The following is an 18696-nucleotide window of genomic DNA, read 5'->3' as shown; positions in this document are numbered from 1 at the left end:
ACTCTTAGGCGAAAAAATTAGGGGGTGCTGCCGATGTCGCGCTGCCAATTGAAGTCCGTGATGAACAGGCCGAGCGGGTTTATCAGCTCGATCTTTCGATCAGGTGGGCTTTGCTTGACGGTGAACGTGGACGTCCACGTTGACCGCTCTTTGACCTGGCCCTGATCGGTGAAGCTCGTTTCGATCCACCGCACCTGATAGCTGTCGGCCGACACGGGCACCACGGAAGTCACTTGCGTGGTGACAGTTTCTTGGCCGACCTTGCTCATGGTCGAACCCGGCACGCGCGCCTCGGCGTTTAGCTTGTTTGCGGAGGCCGGCGTCATGAAGTTGTAGGCCTCATTCCAAGCCGATTTCACCACCACCGGATCGAGTGGCACGGTGCGCACCAGCTCCACCCAATGTTTCAGGAAGTAGCGAATCTCCGCCTGACCGGGCGTGTAGTTGGGGGTCGCGTAACCCACAACCTGCGCCGCGCCATCTGCATTGATGCGCGCAATGAGCGGCTTCGGTGGCGGTCGATTGCTCACGGCAATAAGACCGCCAGCCAGCAGGACCGACAGCGCGTAGCCGCCAACCGCAGCCCAGCGCCATGCGCGTTTGTCGCTCTCCGATTTTTCCAGTTTGTCCGTCCAGCCTTTGCGAGCCGAGTCGTGGTGCGGCGACATCGGCGGCGAGCTGGGACGCTGGCCGACGGGTGTTTGCAGAAGGTCTTTGGTGCTGCTCATGCGTGGTTAGCTCTCGTCGTTGGTGGGGGCAATCGTCGGGTTGCCACTGCCGCCACCACTGGTGGTTGTGGCTCCTTTGATGGCAGTCGTTGTTGCCTTGGCGACCGTTGCTGCGTCACTGAATCGCTGTCTGCCGGCTTCCAGTCGTTCCGGGGACGGAGTAGGTGTCGCAGGCGGTGGCGGCGCAGCTGCCGGCTGTACACCGCCGCTCATCGCGACGCCCTGGGACCAGGCGTCCTTCACCGCTGCGCCGGCATTGGTGATCGGTGCAGCGGCCATCCGGCCAACTTCCGACGCACCAGCGGCCGCATAACTGGCGCCCGCTGAGACGCCGCGATCAATGTTTGCAGCGGCGGCCGAGCCGAACTTGATTGCGGCCTGGCCGAGCCGGGTGCTTGCCGCGCGTTGAACGCCGGCTGCAACGGCCTGGCCGGCCGGTGTCGTGCTTGCCGCCATCAGTCCACCAATGACGCTGCCACGAACACCGGGATTGCTCAGTGCAGCCGCAGCGGCACCCGTGCTATTTGCGGCAGCTGCACTTCCGGCGCCGTGGATCTGCCCGGCGGCGGTGATGGTCTTGGCCGCACTGGCGGCGCCCATGCGGCCAAGCGCGGCGGCACCGACACCCGCACCGATGGCGGCAGCGCCGGCACCAATGGCGACACCGGCCGCGCTACCGGCGGTCAAAGACGGCGAGCCTGATAGCAGGCCTCCGGCTACAGCTGGGGCATGTACGGCCAGGATGGCCATCACACCAGCCGAGACAGCTGCGAGATAGGTAACAAGGATCTCGGGGGCTGGCGGCACAGTGAATGTCGCCATGACGTTGCCGTAAACCGCCATGATGAAGCTCAACACCATCAGCTTCACACCCTGGGCTATGACAGCGCCTATCGCTTTCTCAGCTAGGAACGCAGTGTGATTGCTGATACCCCAGGGAACCAGAATTAGGCCTAAGACCGACACTAGATAGAACTCGAGGACGGTCAGCATGCACGTGACCGCTAACACTGCGAATGCAGCCAGGATAAACAGCTCCGCAATCGTGTACTGGACAACTACTGCGAGCATCGCAACTTTGTCCATCCACCCGCCGCGTTGCATGTCCTGGATCTGATCATCAATTGGTTTGATGACCTCCATTGCTCTATCTAGGATTGCGCTTGGGTCTTTAATTAATGTCGAGGTACCACCGCCCGCCAGGGTTCCGATCTGTGCGAGTCCGGTGGCTACTCCATTGGTCAAGGTCGGCCATGATGCGACCAGGAAGGTAAAGAAGCCGATCCTTAGGAGCTTTCTAAGGAACGGTGCAGTGAAGTCTTCACCGCGCAGCGCCCAAAAAAGCGCAGCTAGCGCTACTTCGATCGCTGCGAGCGTGCCCAATATTGCGGACGCACGTGGTGTCAGGATTCCGAACCCGTTGGAGAAAACGTTGACGAAATTGTTGAGTAACGCGGTTAGGAATCCGGTGGTGGTCGGGTTCATAGCGGCCTACCTTTGGTAGTTAGAAGCTCGTTTTAGCCGGAGGCACGGTGGACTTCGCCGGAGAGCCGCGTTTATCGCCACAATTCCCATAAGCGCGGCATGTTTTCAGCTTGATCCGTGCGTCATCGCCGGCGCCAATGCCGTATGCACTGTCGATCTGGTTCGCGCACGTCTGGTCGAACGTGCCAACCTGCTTGCACTTATCTGGCAGGCCCAACTTCTCAAAGATCGGTATCACTGCATCGCCGGGAATAGTCCCGTTAGCTGGCCCTCTGTCGGGAACCGACGTGGCACGTTCGCCGCAACCTACGAGGGTTACGGCGACGGCAATCACTACAAGGCGGATGGTATTTTTCACTTTAAGAACTCAATGTTGGCCGGTGCGACCGTCGATTTGTCGTAGGCGCTGCTGCCGTGAGCTTTGCTGAGCTTGACGTTGTTGGCTTGGTCGGATGCAAATTGCCGAGCCTGTTCCTCAAGCACGGCTTGGTTCATCGCCGCCGTTTGTGCGTTGAGCTTCATCATTTCCTGGCCGACCAGCATGTTGATCTGGTTACCGGCCTGCGTGGCAGCTAGGGCACCTGTCGCTGACTGCGAGGCCTTGCCCATCGTCTCGAACTGCTGGTTGGTGCTGTCCAGGGTGTCCAGGACGGCGGCGCCGCTGTAAAGGGCGTCCTCTACGTTCTCGCGGCCCTGCGATTGCCACTGATCAACCATCGTGGAAAGCTGCTGAAAGGTCGCGTCATCGGTCACTTGGGGATAGCGTTGGGCGAACAGGTCTCGTGTGTTTTGTAGGTTCGCCATGCTTCCGCGCAGTTGGTTGATGCTCTGCTTGTAGGAGTCGTAAACCCGCTGGTACTGACCGAACACATTGCTCGGCAACGAGGCCAGATTGCGGCCTTCGTTGGCAACCTGCTGGATCTGCAAGTTCAATTGATCCAGCTGGGTTTTGTATTGCTGCACCTGCTTTGCATAGGCCGAAATCTCCTGACTCTGCTGCAACAGCTGGGTCACCAGGTTGCTGCAATTGGCGCACACCAACGCTTGCGCCGGGGGTGCATAGACGGCGGAGCCGCCGGCAACAGTGATGCCGATGGCGACGGTGAGTGCTGCGGTAACGCGACGAATGGTCATAGCGTTCTCCATGCGGGGTTAGGCTTGGACGGGGGTGTTGCTCGGCGCTGCGGGACTGCTATCAACGGAGCGCACGAAGTCGAGCGCCCATTGCAGGGGCGACGCTGTGCGTTGGTTTGCCGGCTTGGAGGCCTGCGCCTGGTCGTGCTTATTGACCAGGTGGGCTAGGTAGGCCTCGTTGAACTGCACGGTGGAGCTGGTGGTCTTGCGGATGGCGATGGCATCCCGCTGCGCTTCCTTGCCGGTTGCACCACACACAGCGAGCGCCAACGGCCCCATGCCCAGCGAGAACAGACGATTGCCCTGCGGGCTGGTCAGGTAGTAGTCGCGCTTGGGCGTGCTGCTGGCGAGGATGTCCAGCTGCTTCTCATTCAAACCGAACATCCGGTAGAACTTGGCCACCTCGTCGTTGCGGGCGCTGCTGTTGGGCAGGAAGATCTTGGTCATGCATGCCTCGATCAGCGTCGGCATGATCTTGGATTGCGCCACGTCGGCCAGACTCTGTGTGGCGAACCACACTGCGACGTTGGCTTTACGCAGCACCTTAAGCCATTCGCGGATCTTGGCCGAAAACGCCGGGTGGTCCAGGAACAGCCATGCTTCATCGAGCACCAACATGCTTGGCCGCTTGGCGTCGAAGCGTTGCTCCAAGCGGTGAAACAGGTAGGTCAGCACAGGCATGACCACCTGGGGGGTGTTCATCAGTTCTTCCATTTCAAACGCAAGCCAGCTGCCCAGCGACACGTCATCGTGCGTTGCATCGAGCAGGTAGCCGTGCGCGCCGTCCACCGTGAACGGGTGCAAGGCCTGCTTGATGTCTGGATCTTGCACCAGCACGGTGAAGGCTGAAATGGTGCGCTGTTCCTCCGGGTAGTTCAGGCCGCCCATTTCGTTGAGCGCGTCCCAGATGGCGCGCTTACGCTGGGGCGTCATTTCGACGCCTTCACCCACGATGATGTCGATGAGCCATTCTTGCGCCCACGCCCGCTCCTGGTCGTTGTCCACGTGGGCAAGTGGCTGAAACGCCGGGCTGCTGTCGCCGCCTAGGTCGTAGAAGCGGCCACCCACGTGGTCGGTGGTAATGCGCGAGCTGCCGCCCTTGTCGAACACATACACCTGCGCCGCTTCGTAGCGCCGGAACTGTGTTTCGGCCAGGTTGAGTAGCACCGACTTGCCGGCACCGGTTGGGCCGATGACCATCGTGTGCCCAACGTCGCCCACATAGGTGCTGAATCGGAACGGCGTTGTCTCCCCGGTGACCACGAACATGTGCGGCGGGGAGTGGTCTAGGTGCTGATTGCCTGGGAATAGGTCGTTCTGGCAGTAACGCGGCCCGGCCCACACGCTGGAACTTGGCATCGCGTGGGCGAGGTTGAGCGTGGACACCATCGGCCGGCGGATATTGTGCTGGGCGTTGCCTGGCACCGCGCCGAGAAACGCATCGATGGCGTTGCCGTCGCGGGCCTCATCAAGGGTAACAAAGCCAAGGCCGTTGATTTCGCGCTCGACGGCGCGCAGCTTGGTTTCCAGTCGGCGCGGGTCGGTGTCCAACACAATCAGCGATTGTGTGAAATAGCCATAGCCCACCGCCTCGGCCGCGATTTCCTGCATTGCCGCATTTGTGTCGGCCGCGTTGGCAAGGGCTTCAGGGTTTTCCAGCGCTGACTCTGACTTGCTCAGTAGCTCCTTCAAGATGACCATAAAAGACTTGCGGCCGCTGAACCACTCGCGCTGGATCTTCTTCATTTCCTTGTCTGCGGTGGCCTTGTCCAGGGCCACCCAGCGCGTCACCCACCGGTAGGCCATGCCCATCCGGTTCAAGCGGTCCAGGATGCCGGGCGTGGTCTGCGTCGGGAACTGGCGCACGGTGATGATGCCCATGTGGTGCTTCCCCAGCTTCGGCTCTTTGCCACCGATCAGCGGGGTGTCGGGCAGCACGCGGCACAGCTCCTGGGATACGTCACCCGGCACCACCGGGTGCCGCTTGGTGCTAACGGTGTCGTGCAGGTAGGTCAGCAGCTCGGTGTCATCGAGCGCGTGGACCTCGGGCAGGATGGCCGAGAAGGCTTCCAGCAGCCGCACGCGTTCCACAACGAATTTGTCCACCCAATCGTTGATGGTCTGCCGGTCACGACTGGCCGCGGTCTTGCGCTGCCCGTCTGGGTCGGTGAAGAACCAGGCACGGGCGGCACTCTCGCGCGCCTTGGGCGGCAGCCATCCAAGCGTGAAGTAATAGGTGGTCTCAAAGTGCACGCCCGTCTCGGCGATGCTGCGGCGCTCTTCGTCGATCAGATAGGACATCGGGTCGGGGAAGTGCTCGCCGCTGGGGTAGCTGGTGCTGGGCGCACGTTGTGCGTCGATCTGGAAATACCAGCCGTCCCCAAGGCGGCGGAACAGGTTGTTCATTTGGGCTGATACGGCAATCAGTTCGTGTTTGGTCGCCGAGTCCAGGTCTGGCCCGCGATAGCGCAGCGTCGTGATCAACGACGCGTTGCGGTTCAGCACGACGCCGGGGGCGACCAGATATGCCCACGGCAGCACATCACCGATGTCTGTAGGTTCGTTGCTGTATTTCGGAAGTCGCTGCATGGGTTGGCCTTCACTGAGCGCTACCGGCAGTGGTCGGCGTTGGCGGACTACTGCCGGTAGCCCGCTATGCGCGGTAGTGGTTTTTTAAACGGAGAGCGCGTCGCAGCGCCGCCGGCCATTGCGTGTCGTACTTGGTCATGAGGACCAGGCCGATGTGGATCACCAGATAGAGCGGCAAGCTCCACCACGATTGCAAGCCAAATATCAACGCCGCTGCCATCGTGAACGACACAACAGCGATGTCACGAGGGATTCCAGCAATGAGGCGAGGCGTGGACAGTGCACGGTGAACAGGCACTTCATAGCCATCGGGATTGGCGTTCTCGTCCATGTCAGAACACCGCGCCGCCGCCAAAGCCGAGGAAGTTCAGGAAGAACGTGGAAGCTGTGAAGGCGATCGACAGACCGACAAGGACATACATCAGTTTGCGCATGCCCGAGCCGCCCTCGGAAAAGGCGATGCCCACGCCACAACTGATAATGGCAATCACGCCGAGGGCCTTTGCGACAGGGCCGCTAATACTATTCAGGATCTGGTCTAGCCAGCCTTCCCACGGCATGCCGGTACCGCCTGCATAGGCGGCTGCCGGCAATAGGAAGACCGCCAGCGTCAGCAACTGGAGGGTGCGAGTGTTACGCAGCTTCATCGTCATATCCCTGGAATGGGTTGGGGGAATTGATATCGTTCCTTCACATGGTTTGCAAACCCATTGCACACCATGCCACGAAATGTAGCTGACAACGCATACACCTGCAATGTCAGCTACCCAACTCCATCGTCCGTTCTTTGACGGGCATCGCAGTCAGTGATTTCCTACACAACGCGTAGGAAAACAGCACCGAAGCCGCTCCGTTCAGGTCACGCAGCCGACACCAGTGTGTAGACGTTGCCTTCCGGCGTCTGCTGGACGCCCTTCACGCGCAGCACTTCACGCACGCGGCGCACCGCCTTGTGGCCGCCGTCGGCGTCTACTGTCTCGAACCCGATGCTCACGATGAGCTGCACTGTGCGGGCGATCTTGCGCGGAACCGGCAGGAACCCGCCTTGCACTAGCAAGTCCTCGATGCGCTCCAATGCTTCGTTGGCGCTGTTGGCGTGGATGGTGCATAGCCCGCCTGGATGGCCGGTGTTCCAGGCATCGAGCATGTCCATGACCTCCGGGCCACGTACCTCACCGACGATGAGGCGGTCTGGTGTCATACGCAGCGTATCGCGCAACAGGTGTGTCATGCTGCGGGTGATTTGGTCGCGGTTACGCACGGTGCGCAGGCGCACCACCTCGTCGGCTTCCACGCGCAATTCCAGCGTATCTTCTAGCGTGATGACGCGGCCGGTAACCCGGCCCATTTCGTACAGGACTGCATTGGCGAACGTGGTTTTCCCGGTGTTGGTGCCGCCGACGATGACGATGTTGTCGCGCTCATGCACCGCCTTGACGATGATGTCGCGCTGGCGCGGCGTCAGCTGTCCCTTGGTCACATAGTCGTCCAGCGTGAGCCGCAGGTTTGATTTCTTGCGAATCACGAAGGTGGGGCCATCGGGCGATTCGGGTGGCAAGACGGCGTGGAAGCGGTAGCCCGATTCCGGCAGCTCGGCCGGGAAGCTGGGATTGTCTTTGTCGGCAATCTCGCCAACGTGATCGGCCACGATCTTGATGACGCGTGCGCGTGTGTTCACGTCAAGCGTATCGTCGTGGCAGATCCTACGGCCGTCCTTGGCATACCACAGGCGGCCATCGGGGTTGACGCGCACTTCTTCAACGGCCGGATCGTCCAGCAGCTCGCCAATGGCACCGCCGAGCGCGGACTTCATCATGTCCAGCAGCCGGCTATGCCGGGTAATGGTCGTGGACACAGACGGATTGGCGTTCATGGGGTGGCCTCAGGATCGTGGTCGGCGTCGTCGGGCTTCCCGGCCGCTGCGTGCAGGGCATCGAACTCGCTATCGGTTTGGGCACGCAGCAGCGAGCCGGTCAACTTGTCCAGCAGCGGCGTGCGCTGGCTAAAGACCCGCTCCACGGATGCAATCAGGGCGTTGTAGAAGCCCTCTCCCGCTGCATTGCTGGCCGGGGTCGCGGCCGGCAGGCGTGCAAACAGGTTCTTGGTCGTGAGCGTGGTCAGCTCCACCAGCATTTGATTGCCGAAGTGCACGTTGCGCACCTCGTTGCGCAGCGATCGCAGCTCCTTCAAGACCAGCATTTCTTCGGCTTTGGCGTGCTCGGGGTCGTAACGCTCGGCCAGCGCGGCTTCCACCACAGCGCGCAACGGGATGCGCCGCTCGGCGGCTTCACGTTTTGCGAGCTGCATGAGCCGGGTTTCGACTTGGGTGTGCAGAATGGTCTTACCGTGAGACTTCTTCATGGGAGCATGTAGTCAATGTCGTCGTCGGCCGCATCCATGCCATCGGCTTTGGCGGCGGGGCTGACGGTGATTTCATCGGTGTCGATGTCGGCATCGGCGCCGATGTCGTCATCGAGCATGGGCGCGGCCTCGACGGCCACCTCTGGTGCGGGCGTCGGTTCAGGGGTGGCGTCCAGGTCGCGGGAGTCTTGGACGGCCGGTTGCAGGGCGGCCGCCACCGCAACCGGCACCACAGCGGGGGTGAGCTTGGTCCAGGGGTTGGCGGCGACGGGCGGACCATAGGGGTATGGCCTGGCGCCGGTCTTGGCGACCGGCGCGTACTTGTGGGTCGGGTCCAGCACCTTGCCGCGCGCATCGGTCGGCGGCACCAGGTCGCGGAACTTGGCGTCGCTGTAATACTTGATTTTCACTGCCATGATCGGTGGCAGGCCTGCCACCACGATGATCTTCTTTGACGGGTCCATTTCCCGTACTTCGCCTGGCGTCATCAATGCGCGGGCTGATTCCTGGTTGGACACCATCACGTGCCCCAACCACCCAGACAACCGGCCTCCGGTGTAGTTGGTCTGCTGGTGAATTTCGGTGGTCATGCCAAGCGAATCGCTAATGCGCTTGGCCGTTTCGTCGGTGTTGGGCGCATACCACACATGGATGTGTGCACCGTCCATCACCGTGTTGCTCGGACCGTAATACTTAACTATTTGGTTATAACTCTGGTTGATCATCATGCACTTGATGCCGTAGCCGGCCACGTAGCCCAGCCCTTCCTCGAAAAATTCCAGCTTGCCCAGCGATGGGAACTCATCGACCAGCAGCAGCAGCCGGTGCTTGTTGCCCTCCGGGTGCAATTCCTCCGTGAGCCGGCGGGTGATCTGTTGCAGCATCAGCCGGAACAGCGGCCGCAAGCGCGACTTGTCGCTGGGCGGGCTGATCAGATACAGCGACAGCGGGTATTTGGCGCGCATCAGGTCGGTGATGCGAAAGTCGCTCTCGCTGGTCGCCGCGCCCACGATAGGGTCGTAGTAGAGGTTGAAGAAGCTACGCGCCGTCGAATGCACACCGCTGCGCTCGTCGGCGCTCTTGTTGAGCATGGCCCTGGCTCCGATCGCTACGACCGGGTGCACCTTGCCGTTGCGGTGCTTGGTGTCGAGCATGTATTGCAGCGTGGCTTCCATCGTCCGTTCCGGGTTGTCCAGGAACATCGCGATGCCGGCTAAGGTCTTGTCCGGCTCGGCGTAGAGGACATGCAGCACCACCGCCAGCAGCCATGAGTCGGCCTCCTTGCTCCAATGGTCGGGTTTTCCCTTGCCGTCCGGGTCTACCAGCATGTCGGTGACGTTCTGGGCGTCCTTGACCTCGTTATCACCTGGTCGAATCTCGGCCAATGGGTTGAACCGGCAGGTGTCGCGCTGGGTCGGGTTGAATTTCAGCACGTAGCCGATCCGGCTCCGGTAACCCGATGTCAGTTCCCAGTTCTCGCCCTTGATGTCGTTGACCACCACGCTGGCCTGCCAGTTCAGCAGCGTGGGCACGACAACGCCCACGCCCTTACCCGACCGGCTCGGGGCGGTGACTTCCAGATGCTCTGGGCCGTCATGGGTCAGGTAACGGCCGTCCTCAGTCATGCCCAGCACCACGCCAGCCTGCCCCAGCAGGCCCGATTTTTCGATTTCCTTGGCTTCGGCCCACCGCGCCGAGCCATGCGTCATGACGTCTTCCTGGGCGCGAGTGCGGTAGATGGCCACCGCCACCATGACGACAAAGCCCAGCGCCGCAAACCCGGCCACGATGTAGATGGCGCGCGTGAAGATGTCCTGCGCATACGCGTTGTAATCCCACAGCCACGGGAAGTATGACCAGGGCGCGTAGATCCCGTGGCCCTGGATCTGAAACCAGGGCGCGCCCAGCTGGGGCTGATAGGCCAGTGCGTAGGCGACGTATTGGGTCGCTGCCCACACGCCCAGAAAGAGGCATAGCAGGCAGGCCACGATGGGGCCGCCGCGTAGACCGCCAGCGTGCCGGGTTTTCTCGCGTTGTTTGCTTTGGGGGGCCATCGGCCTAGCTCCGTGTCAGTCCTAGCAATTTGCCCTTGTCGAGCGCGTCCATCGCCGCGAAGCGGATGCGCACCGACTGGAACGCCTGGTTGATGCTCTGGCCTTGGGCCAGCTGTACCGCCACCGTGTTGCCCAGCTGGCGCTGTAACCCGTCCTTGGCCGGCACCACGGCAAACGTGCCGTTCTGCACGATGACCGCATGGGGGCCGCTGGGGAGGTTCTCGATGGCCTGCACGCTCCCCTGGAAGCGACGGGCCACGTCCAGATTGACCGGCTGCCCGTACTTGGCCGCTAGCCGCTGCTGCGCTTCGCCCAGCTCAAGGGCACGCATCCGCTCGTCAAATCCTGCCGCGAGTCGGACGCCTGCGGGGGTCCACTCGGCCATCCGTAGTGCCACCAGGCGATCTGTACGGGCTTCCAAGGCTTCCAGGAACTGTGCCTGCGTGCGTGTGCGGACGTTGGTGCCTTGCAGCTGGGCAAGTCGTCCGGCGGCCAGCTCGTCGTCCAGGAACGTGCGAGCGATGACCTGGCTTTGCCGGTTGAGCGGTCCTTTGCCCAAAACGTCGAGCCGTACGAAGGCGTTGCGCTGCCGGCCAATCGCCGGATCACCATCGAGACGGGCCAGCAAGTCCGCCGGCACCTTGAACGAGCCGTCCAGGCGCTTGGTGACATGTCCACGGCTTGCCAAGGCCTCCATGCGCCGAACGTGCGCTTCGATGTAGGAATCCGGTGTCGCGTTTTGCGGCAGCCGCTTGGGGTCCCATGTCTGCACCTCGGCAAGATGCTGGCGCGGGTCGTAGAACCCACTCTGGGCACGCCGCAGCACATTCTTGTCAGCCGATGTGGCAGCCGGCGGTGTGTAACTGCCCAGCTCCACGACATCACCGACACGGCCGCGCTCGGGCATATGCCGTTCCGAATGAATACTAAGCGTGGCGTAATGCACCTGACCGTCGAAGCCACTGACGATGACGTACTCAGTGCCAGATAACTTGTCAGCCAGTCCACGGTCCAGGACCACGCCCCGCACAGGCGCGGCCTTGAGGCTTGTGTGATCTGCCAACATCCCACGCCGGCTACGTTCCGCATCCAGGTGTGGCTTCAACTGGCCTGATAAGCGCCGTTCCTGCGCCATAGCGCGCATGGCCTCTGGGGCGTTCGCATGAATGGTCCAACGGCCGGGCGATTTCTCAGTGGCTAGACCGTGATCCCGCAGCACCGCCAGACGCTGTAGACGCAGCTGGCGTTGCGCGTTGCGGAACGGATCTGCATGCACTTGGCCGGCATGGATTAAGCCGCTTTCGCGGCCCTGCTGCTCTCGAAGCATGGACGCATCAAGACCCGTCCAGCGCTCTTGCGTGACCTCTTTCGCAGCGGAGCGATAGATGTCGATATCGCTTCGATATCCCAGCTCCCGCGTCGCCAGCTCGCGTGCCCGCTCGCGCATACCATTGCTGATGTAGTCGCGGCTTATTACCAGGTCGCCGCCCTTGTCATCTACCCCACGCACGATGATGTGCACGTGCGGGTTGTCGGTGTCATGGTGGGCGACCGCCATCCAGTCCAGCTTTGTCCCTAGATCCCGCTCCATCTGTTGCATCAAATCGCGGGTGTAGCTTTCTAGATTCAAGTTCGCGCCCTCTTCCGGCGAGACGATGAATCGGAACGAATGCCGGTCAGATTCTGCCCGATCCACGAACTGAGAAGTCTGCTCGCGCGTGAGCTCGCTTGTGCCGGTGAACGGGCGCGCCGGCCCACCATCCTTGTCTACACCGTGGCGCTGCGCATAGTCCACATGCCGCTGCATGGCGTCTTTGGCTCCAACCCGTGGCGCTGCAACCACACGGGCCTTAATGGTGACGCGCTGCTGTCGGCTTCCGGTGTTAATCCTGACGCCAGCAGCGCGTCCAGCGTGGTGCGTGGTCGCGCCGGAAATGCGCCCGGTTCGTGCCGCCCGCTTGGCAGCACTTTTGACACGGCTAATGACCTCGTTGACCTGGGAGGTGTTACGCGCCTGGCGGCCCTTTGACAGACGAACGCGCAGCGGTTTGTCGGAGCTGCCTGCCCCCTGACTGCCCTTCCCATCGCCCTGGTCTGGCCCTGCTGAGCTGCGCTTTCCACTACCGACCACGGTCGTCTCCCGGCCCTAGAAACCATTGTTGTAATTTACAACAAGTCTAATTGACAATGTTGTAAGAAAAAGCTAATAGAAATAGTAATTTAGAACCCACATACCACACACACTTTTATGTTGCCCTTCTTTTCGGCTTCTCCGCTTTTGCCTTCCGACGCCCTCACTCCCTCCGATCACACCCACCCTTCACAGAAGCCACAACGCCCGCTCTGGCTCTGCTGTAGCGCGTCTCGGAACCGTCAGCCTCGACCAAGCCCCGCCCTATCGGACGCTACCCGCACAACGCCGCACAAGCGGTCAGCGTGGCCTCGGTTGTGCAGCCTTCGGCCCGGTCCCTGCGAACCCTGTGGGCGCGGCTGCGGGCGACATCACGGGAACAGCATTGGCTTGGGCTTTGGTGGACCGGCGGCCGCTCGCCTTCCCGCTTGCCGGGAAGTTCACCGCCACCCCAGCCGCTTGCGACACCCAGCTCACGTAACCATTGCTCAATCCGCGCGACTCGTTGCCGGTGTTGTACATCGACAAGGCGCCCAGCAGCGCAGGCTTTTCGGCGCGATATTTGGCCCATGTCTGGGCGTAGTTCCGGGCCAGAATGGTGGTGCCAATTCGGATGTTTGTGCATGGGTCTAGTAGGTCAACCGGCGTCACTCCGAACCTGGTCAGATGCTGCGAGTTGATCTGCATCAGCCCGATATCGGTACTGCGGCCGGCCCTCACCTGTTCGACTGCGATCCGCTGGGCATCGTCAAACCGGGTCGGGTAGAAGCTACGGACCTGGTTGTTGATGGCATACGGATTGCCACCACTCTCATGCTTGATGATCGCCTGCACGGTTTGCGGATGCACACCGATGGAGCAAGCGAGAATCACTGACATCAGGTCATTCATGATCGACTCCTACCGTAGACGATTGCGTCCACAACGGTGTAATGCTTCCGACGATTACCGACAGCGGAACGAACCCGTAATAGCGGCCGTCATAGCTGTTAGCGAGACCATCACCGATGGTGAAGATGTGCCCCGCTGGAACTCGCGTGCAGCCTTGTAGGACGTGAGGCAACGCCACGCCTGTGCGGTCCGTAGCAGCGACCGCGCCCACACGCCGATAGGTGGCTGGGTGCCCTGCGGTTGTTGGGGTTGCAATGCTGACTTCGCTTTTCACGCACACCGTGTCGCCAGCAACCGCACCGACACGCTTGATGTAAAGACTTCCGGGCTTCATCCAGCCGCGTTCAAAGCCATAACGCGCTGCCGCATTATGTGGGGAGAAAGCGACCAGCTGGCCCCGCTCTGCACTATGTGTATTGCGATTCAGGAGGTACAGACCTTGCGCCACGCTTGGCGAAAGGTTGGCAATTACGGTGAAACCTAGCGAGGCCAGACCGCGCGCACCTGCCCATCCAAAGGCGGGGGCGATCACTGCTAGGCCTAGGCCGAGTGCTAGCCCTTTGATGAGTTTCTTTCGTGTCACAGACATGCCGCTAACCTCGCCTTTTGCGGGGGAGTTTGGCTCTCACATCGGCGGTTAAAACCTTCAACCGCGCCAGTGGCATGCGCTGGAAAAACTGTTCGATACGCGCCAATTCTAGCCGATTTAGGGTGTCAATTTTTGACCGGTTTAGGGCTAACCAGGCCACATAAGCGCGCACCCGCGTTGCGCCTGTGATGTCGGCCAGAATGGCGACATTTGGGCGCACTGCCGGCACGCTTTCGCCCGCCTGGCCGGCCGGTAATGCCTCGCACAGCACAACCCGCCATCGCGTTGTGCCGTAGTCATTCTGCTCCCATAGATCGAGTGCAAACCGGTCACCAGGTGCGAAGCTCAGAAGCCGGCGACGGGTGCCATCTTCGCCGATCACCCAGCGGCCAACCTGGCGCGGTTTACCTGCCAGAATCCGCCGGTTCGTCCGGCCCTTGGCGAAGGCTTCAATAACCTGGGCGCCCATCGTCAGACCTGCATGCACGCATGCTTGACGCTTTGCATGCAGGCGATAGAAGCCTGGCCTACGCGTCTCTGCATGCAAGCTGCTTTAGCGGCTTGCAGGCTTGCATGCACCTTCCGGAAACGCATGCAAGCTGACTTGCATGCGCGCATGCACTGCACGCTGCCGACATGCATGCACAGCTGCAAGAGCGCACGCATGCATGACTGCGTGCAGCTTTGCATGCAAACATGCGTGCAACTAAACATGCAAGCTGCGCTGCATGCGCGCATGCGTTACTCGGCGTCGCCGGAATCGCTGGTGTCGGACATGGCCGACAGCGGGGCAAGACCCATCGAGGCGAGGAACATCGAGATGCCCTTGATGGTGATGTCTTGGATGGTCATGTTGTGGGTGTAGCGGAACTCGGAAAGCCGGCGCAGGTCATCGTCGGTCAGGTGACGGATCGTGATCGTGCGAGTAGCGCCGACCTTGGGCGCGCTCTTGGCCGTCCCGGCCTGGCGCGCGGTGGCCTGGGGCTTGGATTCGGCTGGCGCTGCACGCACCGGCTTATCTGGTTGGCTCTTGGTCTTGTCCAGGGCGGCGAGCTTGCCGGTGAGTCCGGTGTTCATACATGGGTTCCTTTGGTTGCGCCGAGTAGCGTATGCACTTCGCGCCATAGAGCGCGAATCTCAAATGCGGCCTTGCCGGCCGGCTCAAATTCGCCCACGGCCTGGCCGTAGGCGAGGGCGCGCCGGTAGGCCGTTCGATCATGAACGACCGTTTCCAGCACCGGGATGCCGGTGCTTGCCAGCTCCCGTTCCACTTCCCGTGTCTCACTGGCGCGGATCGGGGCGCTAGACAGGATGAACGCCCCCGGCTTGCCGCTGGCCTGCAATAGTCGGATCGAGGCCGGCGCGGCGGCAAGGTCCAACAGGCTCGGGCGCACAGGCATCAAGGCGAGATCCGCATGCTCAAGCGCGGCCGCGATGCCGGCTGACGCATGGGGGGGGGTGTCCACGATCAACAGGTCATAGCCTTCCTCGGCTGCGGCCTGGACCGCTGCGCCGACGTTGGCAGACGTGATGGCCACCACTTCGAGCGTGGAGTGCTTGCGGGTTTCGGCCCACCCTTTGGCCGAGCCTTGCGGATCGGTGTCGGCCAGCGCAACGCGCAGACCGGCTTGCTGCGCGGCCACCGCGAGGTGTACTGCGATCGTTGTCTTGCCGGAGCCGCCCTTCTGGACGGCGATGGCGATGGTTTTCATGCACTGCGCTCCTGGTGGAAGTCGCTTGCTTGAGGGCAAGTGTGCAATACCCTAGCAACATGCATGCACGCATGCAAGCTGATTTAGATGCACGCATGCATGGTTGCAAGGTTGCATGCATGCTTAACTGCTGCCACGCCCGCGGGGCTTGGCCTGGCCGGCAGCGTTGCGCTGCGCTGGGGGCAGTGCAAAAAAAGCGGCCGGTTGCCCGGACGCCTCTGCGATTGCAGACTCTGTAGCCATGCCACAACCAGCCCATCGTTTTCAGCTCCTGTGGGCGCGTCGTTTGAAGCGGCGGAATTGGCGGGTGAGTTGGGAAGTCCCTGTCCAGGTGCAAAAGGATCGAAGAGGGTTCATCGACCTGGTGGTGACCAACGACCGATGGACCGTGGCCGTCGAGCTGGACAATGTGGCACCACGCGAAAAGTCGATCCGCAAGCTAGCGTTGTTTCAATGCGACCGTGCCTACGTGGTCTGCCGGAGCGGGATCATTCTGCGGGTCCAGTGAACCGCTGCCGCTTTGTGTGCGCGTAGCGCACGGTGACCGCTCTTCAACGCAGGCGACCCGAAGCCGACAGCCCTTCTAGGGTCATGGCCTGCCTCGAAGTCCGGTTAATTACTCCCTGCCGACCCGCTTTTGCTGTTTGCGGGAGGGGACCGCCGTCGCTGCGCCTTCATGTTGGTTGGTTTTCCAAGTGGGCTCATGCGCAGCGGCGGTGGGAGGGGCGCAGCCCCTCTATTCAGCATCTAACGCTGTCGTCGCCGCGAAGCGGCGGCGACGCCGATTTCGCTGTTGAGCGCTCTATTGCCTGTGTTTTCAACCAAAGGTTGACTGGTTGGCCTCCCAATTAAATGGGACAAATAACGCTACTTCTCCACAGGCTTACCCCCAGCTGCGGTGGATAACTCGCTTTGGCGTGAGGTGTTGAGGTGGAGACGTCGGTGACCGAGGGCGCCGGAGGGTCCAGAAATGTCCTCGGCTCGACCGGGTTTTCGCTGTGCAAACCTGTTTTCAGGCCGTTTCAGACCATTGCGCAGGGGCTGGCCTGCCGGGCCGGCTATTTGAACAGGGCGAGGATGTCGGCGATGTGCCGGGTGGCGCTCTGTGCGCCGCTAGGCGGGTCGCCAGTTGCGCGGAACGCCGCAGGGCGGTCGCCGCCTGTGCGCGGCCTGGCGGCCTGCTCTTGGCGCGACTGGCGACGTGTTTGGGCGTCAGTGAAGGATGCAGTGCCGGCACCACGCACCTGGTCGGCGTGCTTGCGGTCGCGCTTAAGTAGCCAGCTGGTGCCCACCATGTCACACAGCCGCTGGAAGTTGATCCGGCGCACGCCGGCCTCGCTGCACCACAGGTCGCCGCCGTTGGCGTCTTTCTTGTGCCGGCGCACTTGTTTGGTGGGGAATGCCCACCCAAGGCTCACCATCATGTCGAGCGAGCGCCTGGCGCGCCGCAGCTCGGCGTCGGTCTGTCCGCCATAGGCGAGCTGGGCGAGGTCGTGCAGGGTGTAGCGCTGCCAGCGCCCGCCGCCCTGGCGTGGCTTGCCCACAAATCCGGTGCGCACGTCGGCCAAGTAGAGCAGGGCCACGGACATGGCCAGCAGCGAATCGGCCCCATCCTTGCGCAGTGCGCGCACCCGCGTCAGCGCCTTGTCCAGGGCATAGCCGGCCACGATGACGTTGCGGCTAATCCGCATCCACAGGGAGCCTTGCCGCTGCTCCAGGCCGCGCACAAGCCCGTCGCGGGTCGCGTCCAAGACACCCGGCCGGCGCTTCTTGCCGGCGAGCGGCTTGGGCTGACGCCAATGCACACGCTTGTGCGGCCGGCCGCTGGTGGCGGTCGGTTCGGGGCCTGGCGTGTGGGAGCCTGGATCTACTGCTGACATGTCCCGCGCCGATGAACGGCAGCGGGGCAAGGTGGTCGGCGTTTAGGCCTTTGCATCCTTTTCCCTCTTGCACGGCTTCGCCGGCGGGATTAGGATGGGGGTATCGATTAGTGCCCCATTGACTGGTGATTCCCGCCAGCCCAGTGATGAAAAAACCGCCTCGCCAAAGGCGGTTTTTTCGTTTTCGGGGGTCTACTGCGCCAGCAGCTGGCCCACCCGCGTTGTCATATCGCTGCCAAGTATCTGCGCGCGGCCCTTAAACCGCAAGCAATCCCCGTGTGCACAACCATTGCACACCATGCCCTGGCGTGCATTTTGCCAGCATGCGATCCCTTTGCCGGCGTGGCTGCAACGGTATGTGAGCGCGCCAGCGTCGCGCTACGCGCCGTCGAACTCCGGCGGCGTGCGCACGGGCAGCGCGAAGTCGGCCGCCAGCTGGGCGGCCGCTTCCAGGGTCAGCACGTAGTGACTGCCGGCGATGACCAGCGCGGCCAGGTCGGCTGACACCGCAGCCGGCGAACAGATGAAGACATCGAGCGCGGCCAGGCCACATGCGGTGCTATAGGCCGGGCCTGCCACGTCGCCAACGTGTGGCGCGAGGTGGACGCCGAATTGCGGCTGTCCGTGTTGGACCTGGTGGCGCACGTGCAGCAGTAGCCCGGCATGGACGCTGGGATAGCTGCCGGTGCGCGCGGTCGCTGCACTGGATCTAGGCTTGGTCATGTTCGGTTCCCTCGATTTGGTAAAGGTGTGCATAAACATTGCACACCATTGACGTTAAAAAAAGCTGCCGCCGCAGCTTCAATTGAGTAGATACAAGATCCAGCAGAGCCATGCGGTAGCGATGCAGGCCGACAACCGGTTGACAAAATGCAGTGCTTTCTGCTCGTCCATCTTGACGCCCTCTCCTGTTATTAGCGAGACCTGTACGCGATCCAAAAAAGCCCGCCCAGCCCGCAAACCACGCCGACCAGGTAGATCAACCACGCGTTGTCGTTGATTGGACTGCTAAATGCGGCATTGGATGCGGTCGGCTCAAAGGTCGCAAGGCCGTGGATGCCAAAGCCGACAAGTGCGCAGCTCAGGACCAGGAGTACAAAATAGTGCCGGATGGCGTACAGAAGCGAGTGGCGCAATTTCAT

General features: G+C 61.9%; 19 protein-coding genes. All 19 read right to left on the bottom strand.

Annotation, left to right across the window (positions count from 1 at the left end; genetic code table 11):
• Positions 1-17: 17 nt before the first annotated feature.
• Positions 18-728 carry a conjugal transfer protein TrbF gene (gene trbF, locus HLH45_RS21400; RefSeq protein WP_078563513.1) on the bottom strand — a complete coding sequence of 237 codons (711 nt, stop codon included), beginning with the start codon at positions 726-728 and terminating at the stop codon, positions 18-20.
• A 6-nt stretch (positions 729-734) separates the two neighbouring features.
• Positions 735-2213, bottom strand: coding sequence for a P-type conjugative transfer protein TrbL (trbL, locus tag HLH45_RS21395; protein WP_081397854.1), 1479 nt, complete (start codon positions 2211-2213; stop codon positions 735-737).
• Between the two features lie 19 nt (positions 2214-2232).
• Positions 2233-2571 carry a hypothetical protein gene (locus HLH45_RS21390; RefSeq protein ID WP_039431433.1) on the bottom strand — a complete coding sequence of 113 codons (339 nt, stop codon included), beginning with the start codon at positions 2569-2571 and terminating at the stop codon, positions 2233-2235.
• Positions 2568-3347: a TrbJ/VirB5 family protein gene (locus HLH45_RS21385; protein WP_033479468.1), complete on the bottom strand. Its 780-nt coding sequence runs from the start codon at positions 3345-3347 to the stop codon at positions 2568-2570. Before HLH45_RS21385 ends, HLH45_RS21390 begins: the two co-directional genes overlap by 4 nt.
• An 18-nt stretch (positions 3348-3365) precedes the next feature.
• A complete protein-coding gene (locus HLH45_RS21380; RefSeq protein WP_081397855.1) occupies positions 3366-5936 on the bottom strand; it encodes a TraG/VirB4 family ATPase in 2571 nt (856 codons plus the stop codon).
• A gap of 64 nt (positions 5937-6000) precedes the next feature.
• Positions 6001-6267: a VirB3 family type IV secretion system protein gene (locus tag HLH45_RS21375; protein ID WP_019238162.1), complete on the bottom strand. Its 267-nt coding sequence runs from the start codon at positions 6265-6267 to the stop codon at positions 6001-6003.
• Between the two features lies 1 nt (position 6268).
• The gene (locus HLH45_RS21370; RefSeq protein WP_075288077.1) at positions 6269-6589 is read right to left on the bottom strand and encodes a TrbC/VirB2 family type IV secretion system protein; all 321 of its coding nucleotides are present in this window, start codon (positions 6587-6589) and stop codon (positions 6269-6271) included.
• 206 nt (positions 6590-6795) lie between these two features.
• Positions 6796-7809, bottom strand: a complete 1014-nt coding sequence (locus tag HLH45_RS21365) for an ATPase, T2SS/T4P/T4SS family (RefSeq protein WP_075246543.1) — start codon at positions 7807-7809, stop codon at positions 6796-6798.
• The gene (locus HLH45_RS21360; RefSeq protein WP_008578000.1) at positions 7806-8297 is read right to left on the bottom strand and encodes a hypothetical protein; all 492 of its coding nucleotides are present in this window, start codon (positions 8295-8297) and stop codon (positions 7806-7808) included. Before HLH45_RS21360 ends, HLH45_RS21365 begins: the two co-directional genes overlap by 4 nt.
• Complete coding sequence (gene traG, locus HLH45_RS21355; RefSeq protein WP_033479484.1) at positions 8294-10351, bottom strand: IncP-type conjugal transfer protein TraG; 2058 nt, start codon at positions 10349-10351, stop codon at positions 8294-8296. Before traG ends, HLH45_RS21360 begins: the two co-directional genes overlap by 4 nt.
• 4 nt (positions 10352-10355) lie before the next feature.
• The gene (locus tag HLH45_RS21350) at positions 10356-12158 is read right to left on the bottom strand and encodes a DUF3363 domain-containing protein (RefSeq protein ID WP_081397856.1); all 1803 of its coding nucleotides are present in this window, start codon (positions 12156-12158) and stop codon (positions 10356-10358) included.
• Positions 12159-12782: 624 nt separating this feature from the next.
• Positions 12783-13373, bottom strand: coding sequence for a lytic transglycosylase domain-containing protein (locus HLH45_RS21345; RefSeq protein ID WP_081397857.1), 591 nt, complete (start codon positions 13371-13373; stop codon positions 12783-12785).
• Positions 13366-13962, bottom strand: coding sequence for a signal peptidase I (gene lepB, locus HLH45_RS21340; RefSeq protein ID WP_075242386.1), 597 nt, complete (start codon positions 13960-13962; stop codon positions 13366-13368). The genes HLH45_RS21345 and lepB overlap by 8 nt, the downstream gene beginning before the upstream one ends.
• A 4-nt stretch (positions 13963-13966) precedes the next feature.
• A complete protein-coding gene (locus HLH45_RS21335) occupies positions 13967-14431 on the bottom strand; it encodes a DUF2840 domain-containing protein (RefSeq protein WP_081397858.1) in 465 nt (154 codons plus the stop codon).
• A 272-nt stretch (positions 14432-14703) separates the two neighbouring features.
• Positions 14704-15039, bottom strand: coding sequence for a hypothetical protein (locus HLH45_RS21330; protein WP_008576027.1), 336 nt, complete (start codon positions 15037-15039; stop codon positions 14704-14706).
• Positions 15036-15674: a ParA family partition ATPase gene (gene parA, locus HLH45_RS21325; protein WP_008576026.1), complete on the bottom strand. Its 639-nt coding sequence runs from the start codon at positions 15672-15674 to the stop codon at positions 15036-15038. Before parA ends, HLH45_RS21330 begins: the two co-directional genes overlap by 4 nt.
• Positions 15675-16732: 1058 nt before the next feature.
• Positions 16733-17554 (bottom strand): hypothetical protein, encoded by an 822-nt coding sequence (locus HLH45_RS21315; protein ID WP_003490716.1) that lies wholly within the window; start codon positions 17552-17554, stop codon positions 16733-16735.
• Between the two features lie 378 nt (positions 17555-17932).
• Entirely contained in the window at positions 17933-18277 is a 345-nt protein-coding gene (locus tag HLH45_RS21310) for a hypothetical protein (protein WP_017164628.1), read from the bottom strand.
• Between the two features lie 191 nt (positions 18278-18468).
• Positions 18469-18696, bottom strand: coding sequence for a hypothetical protein (locus tag HLH45_RS21305; protein ID WP_008574229.1), 228 nt, complete (start codon positions 18694-18696; stop codon positions 18469-18471).

The sequence above is a fragment of the Xanthomonas euvesicatoria genome (genome assembly GCF_013112235.1).
Classification (GTDB): Bacteria; Pseudomonadota; Gammaproteobacteria; order Xanthomonadales; family Xanthomonadaceae; genus Xanthomonas; species Xanthomonas euvesicatoria.
The sequence above is the reverse complement of the archived record's forward strand: the minus strand, read 5'-3'. Positions and strand labels throughout refer to the sequence as shown.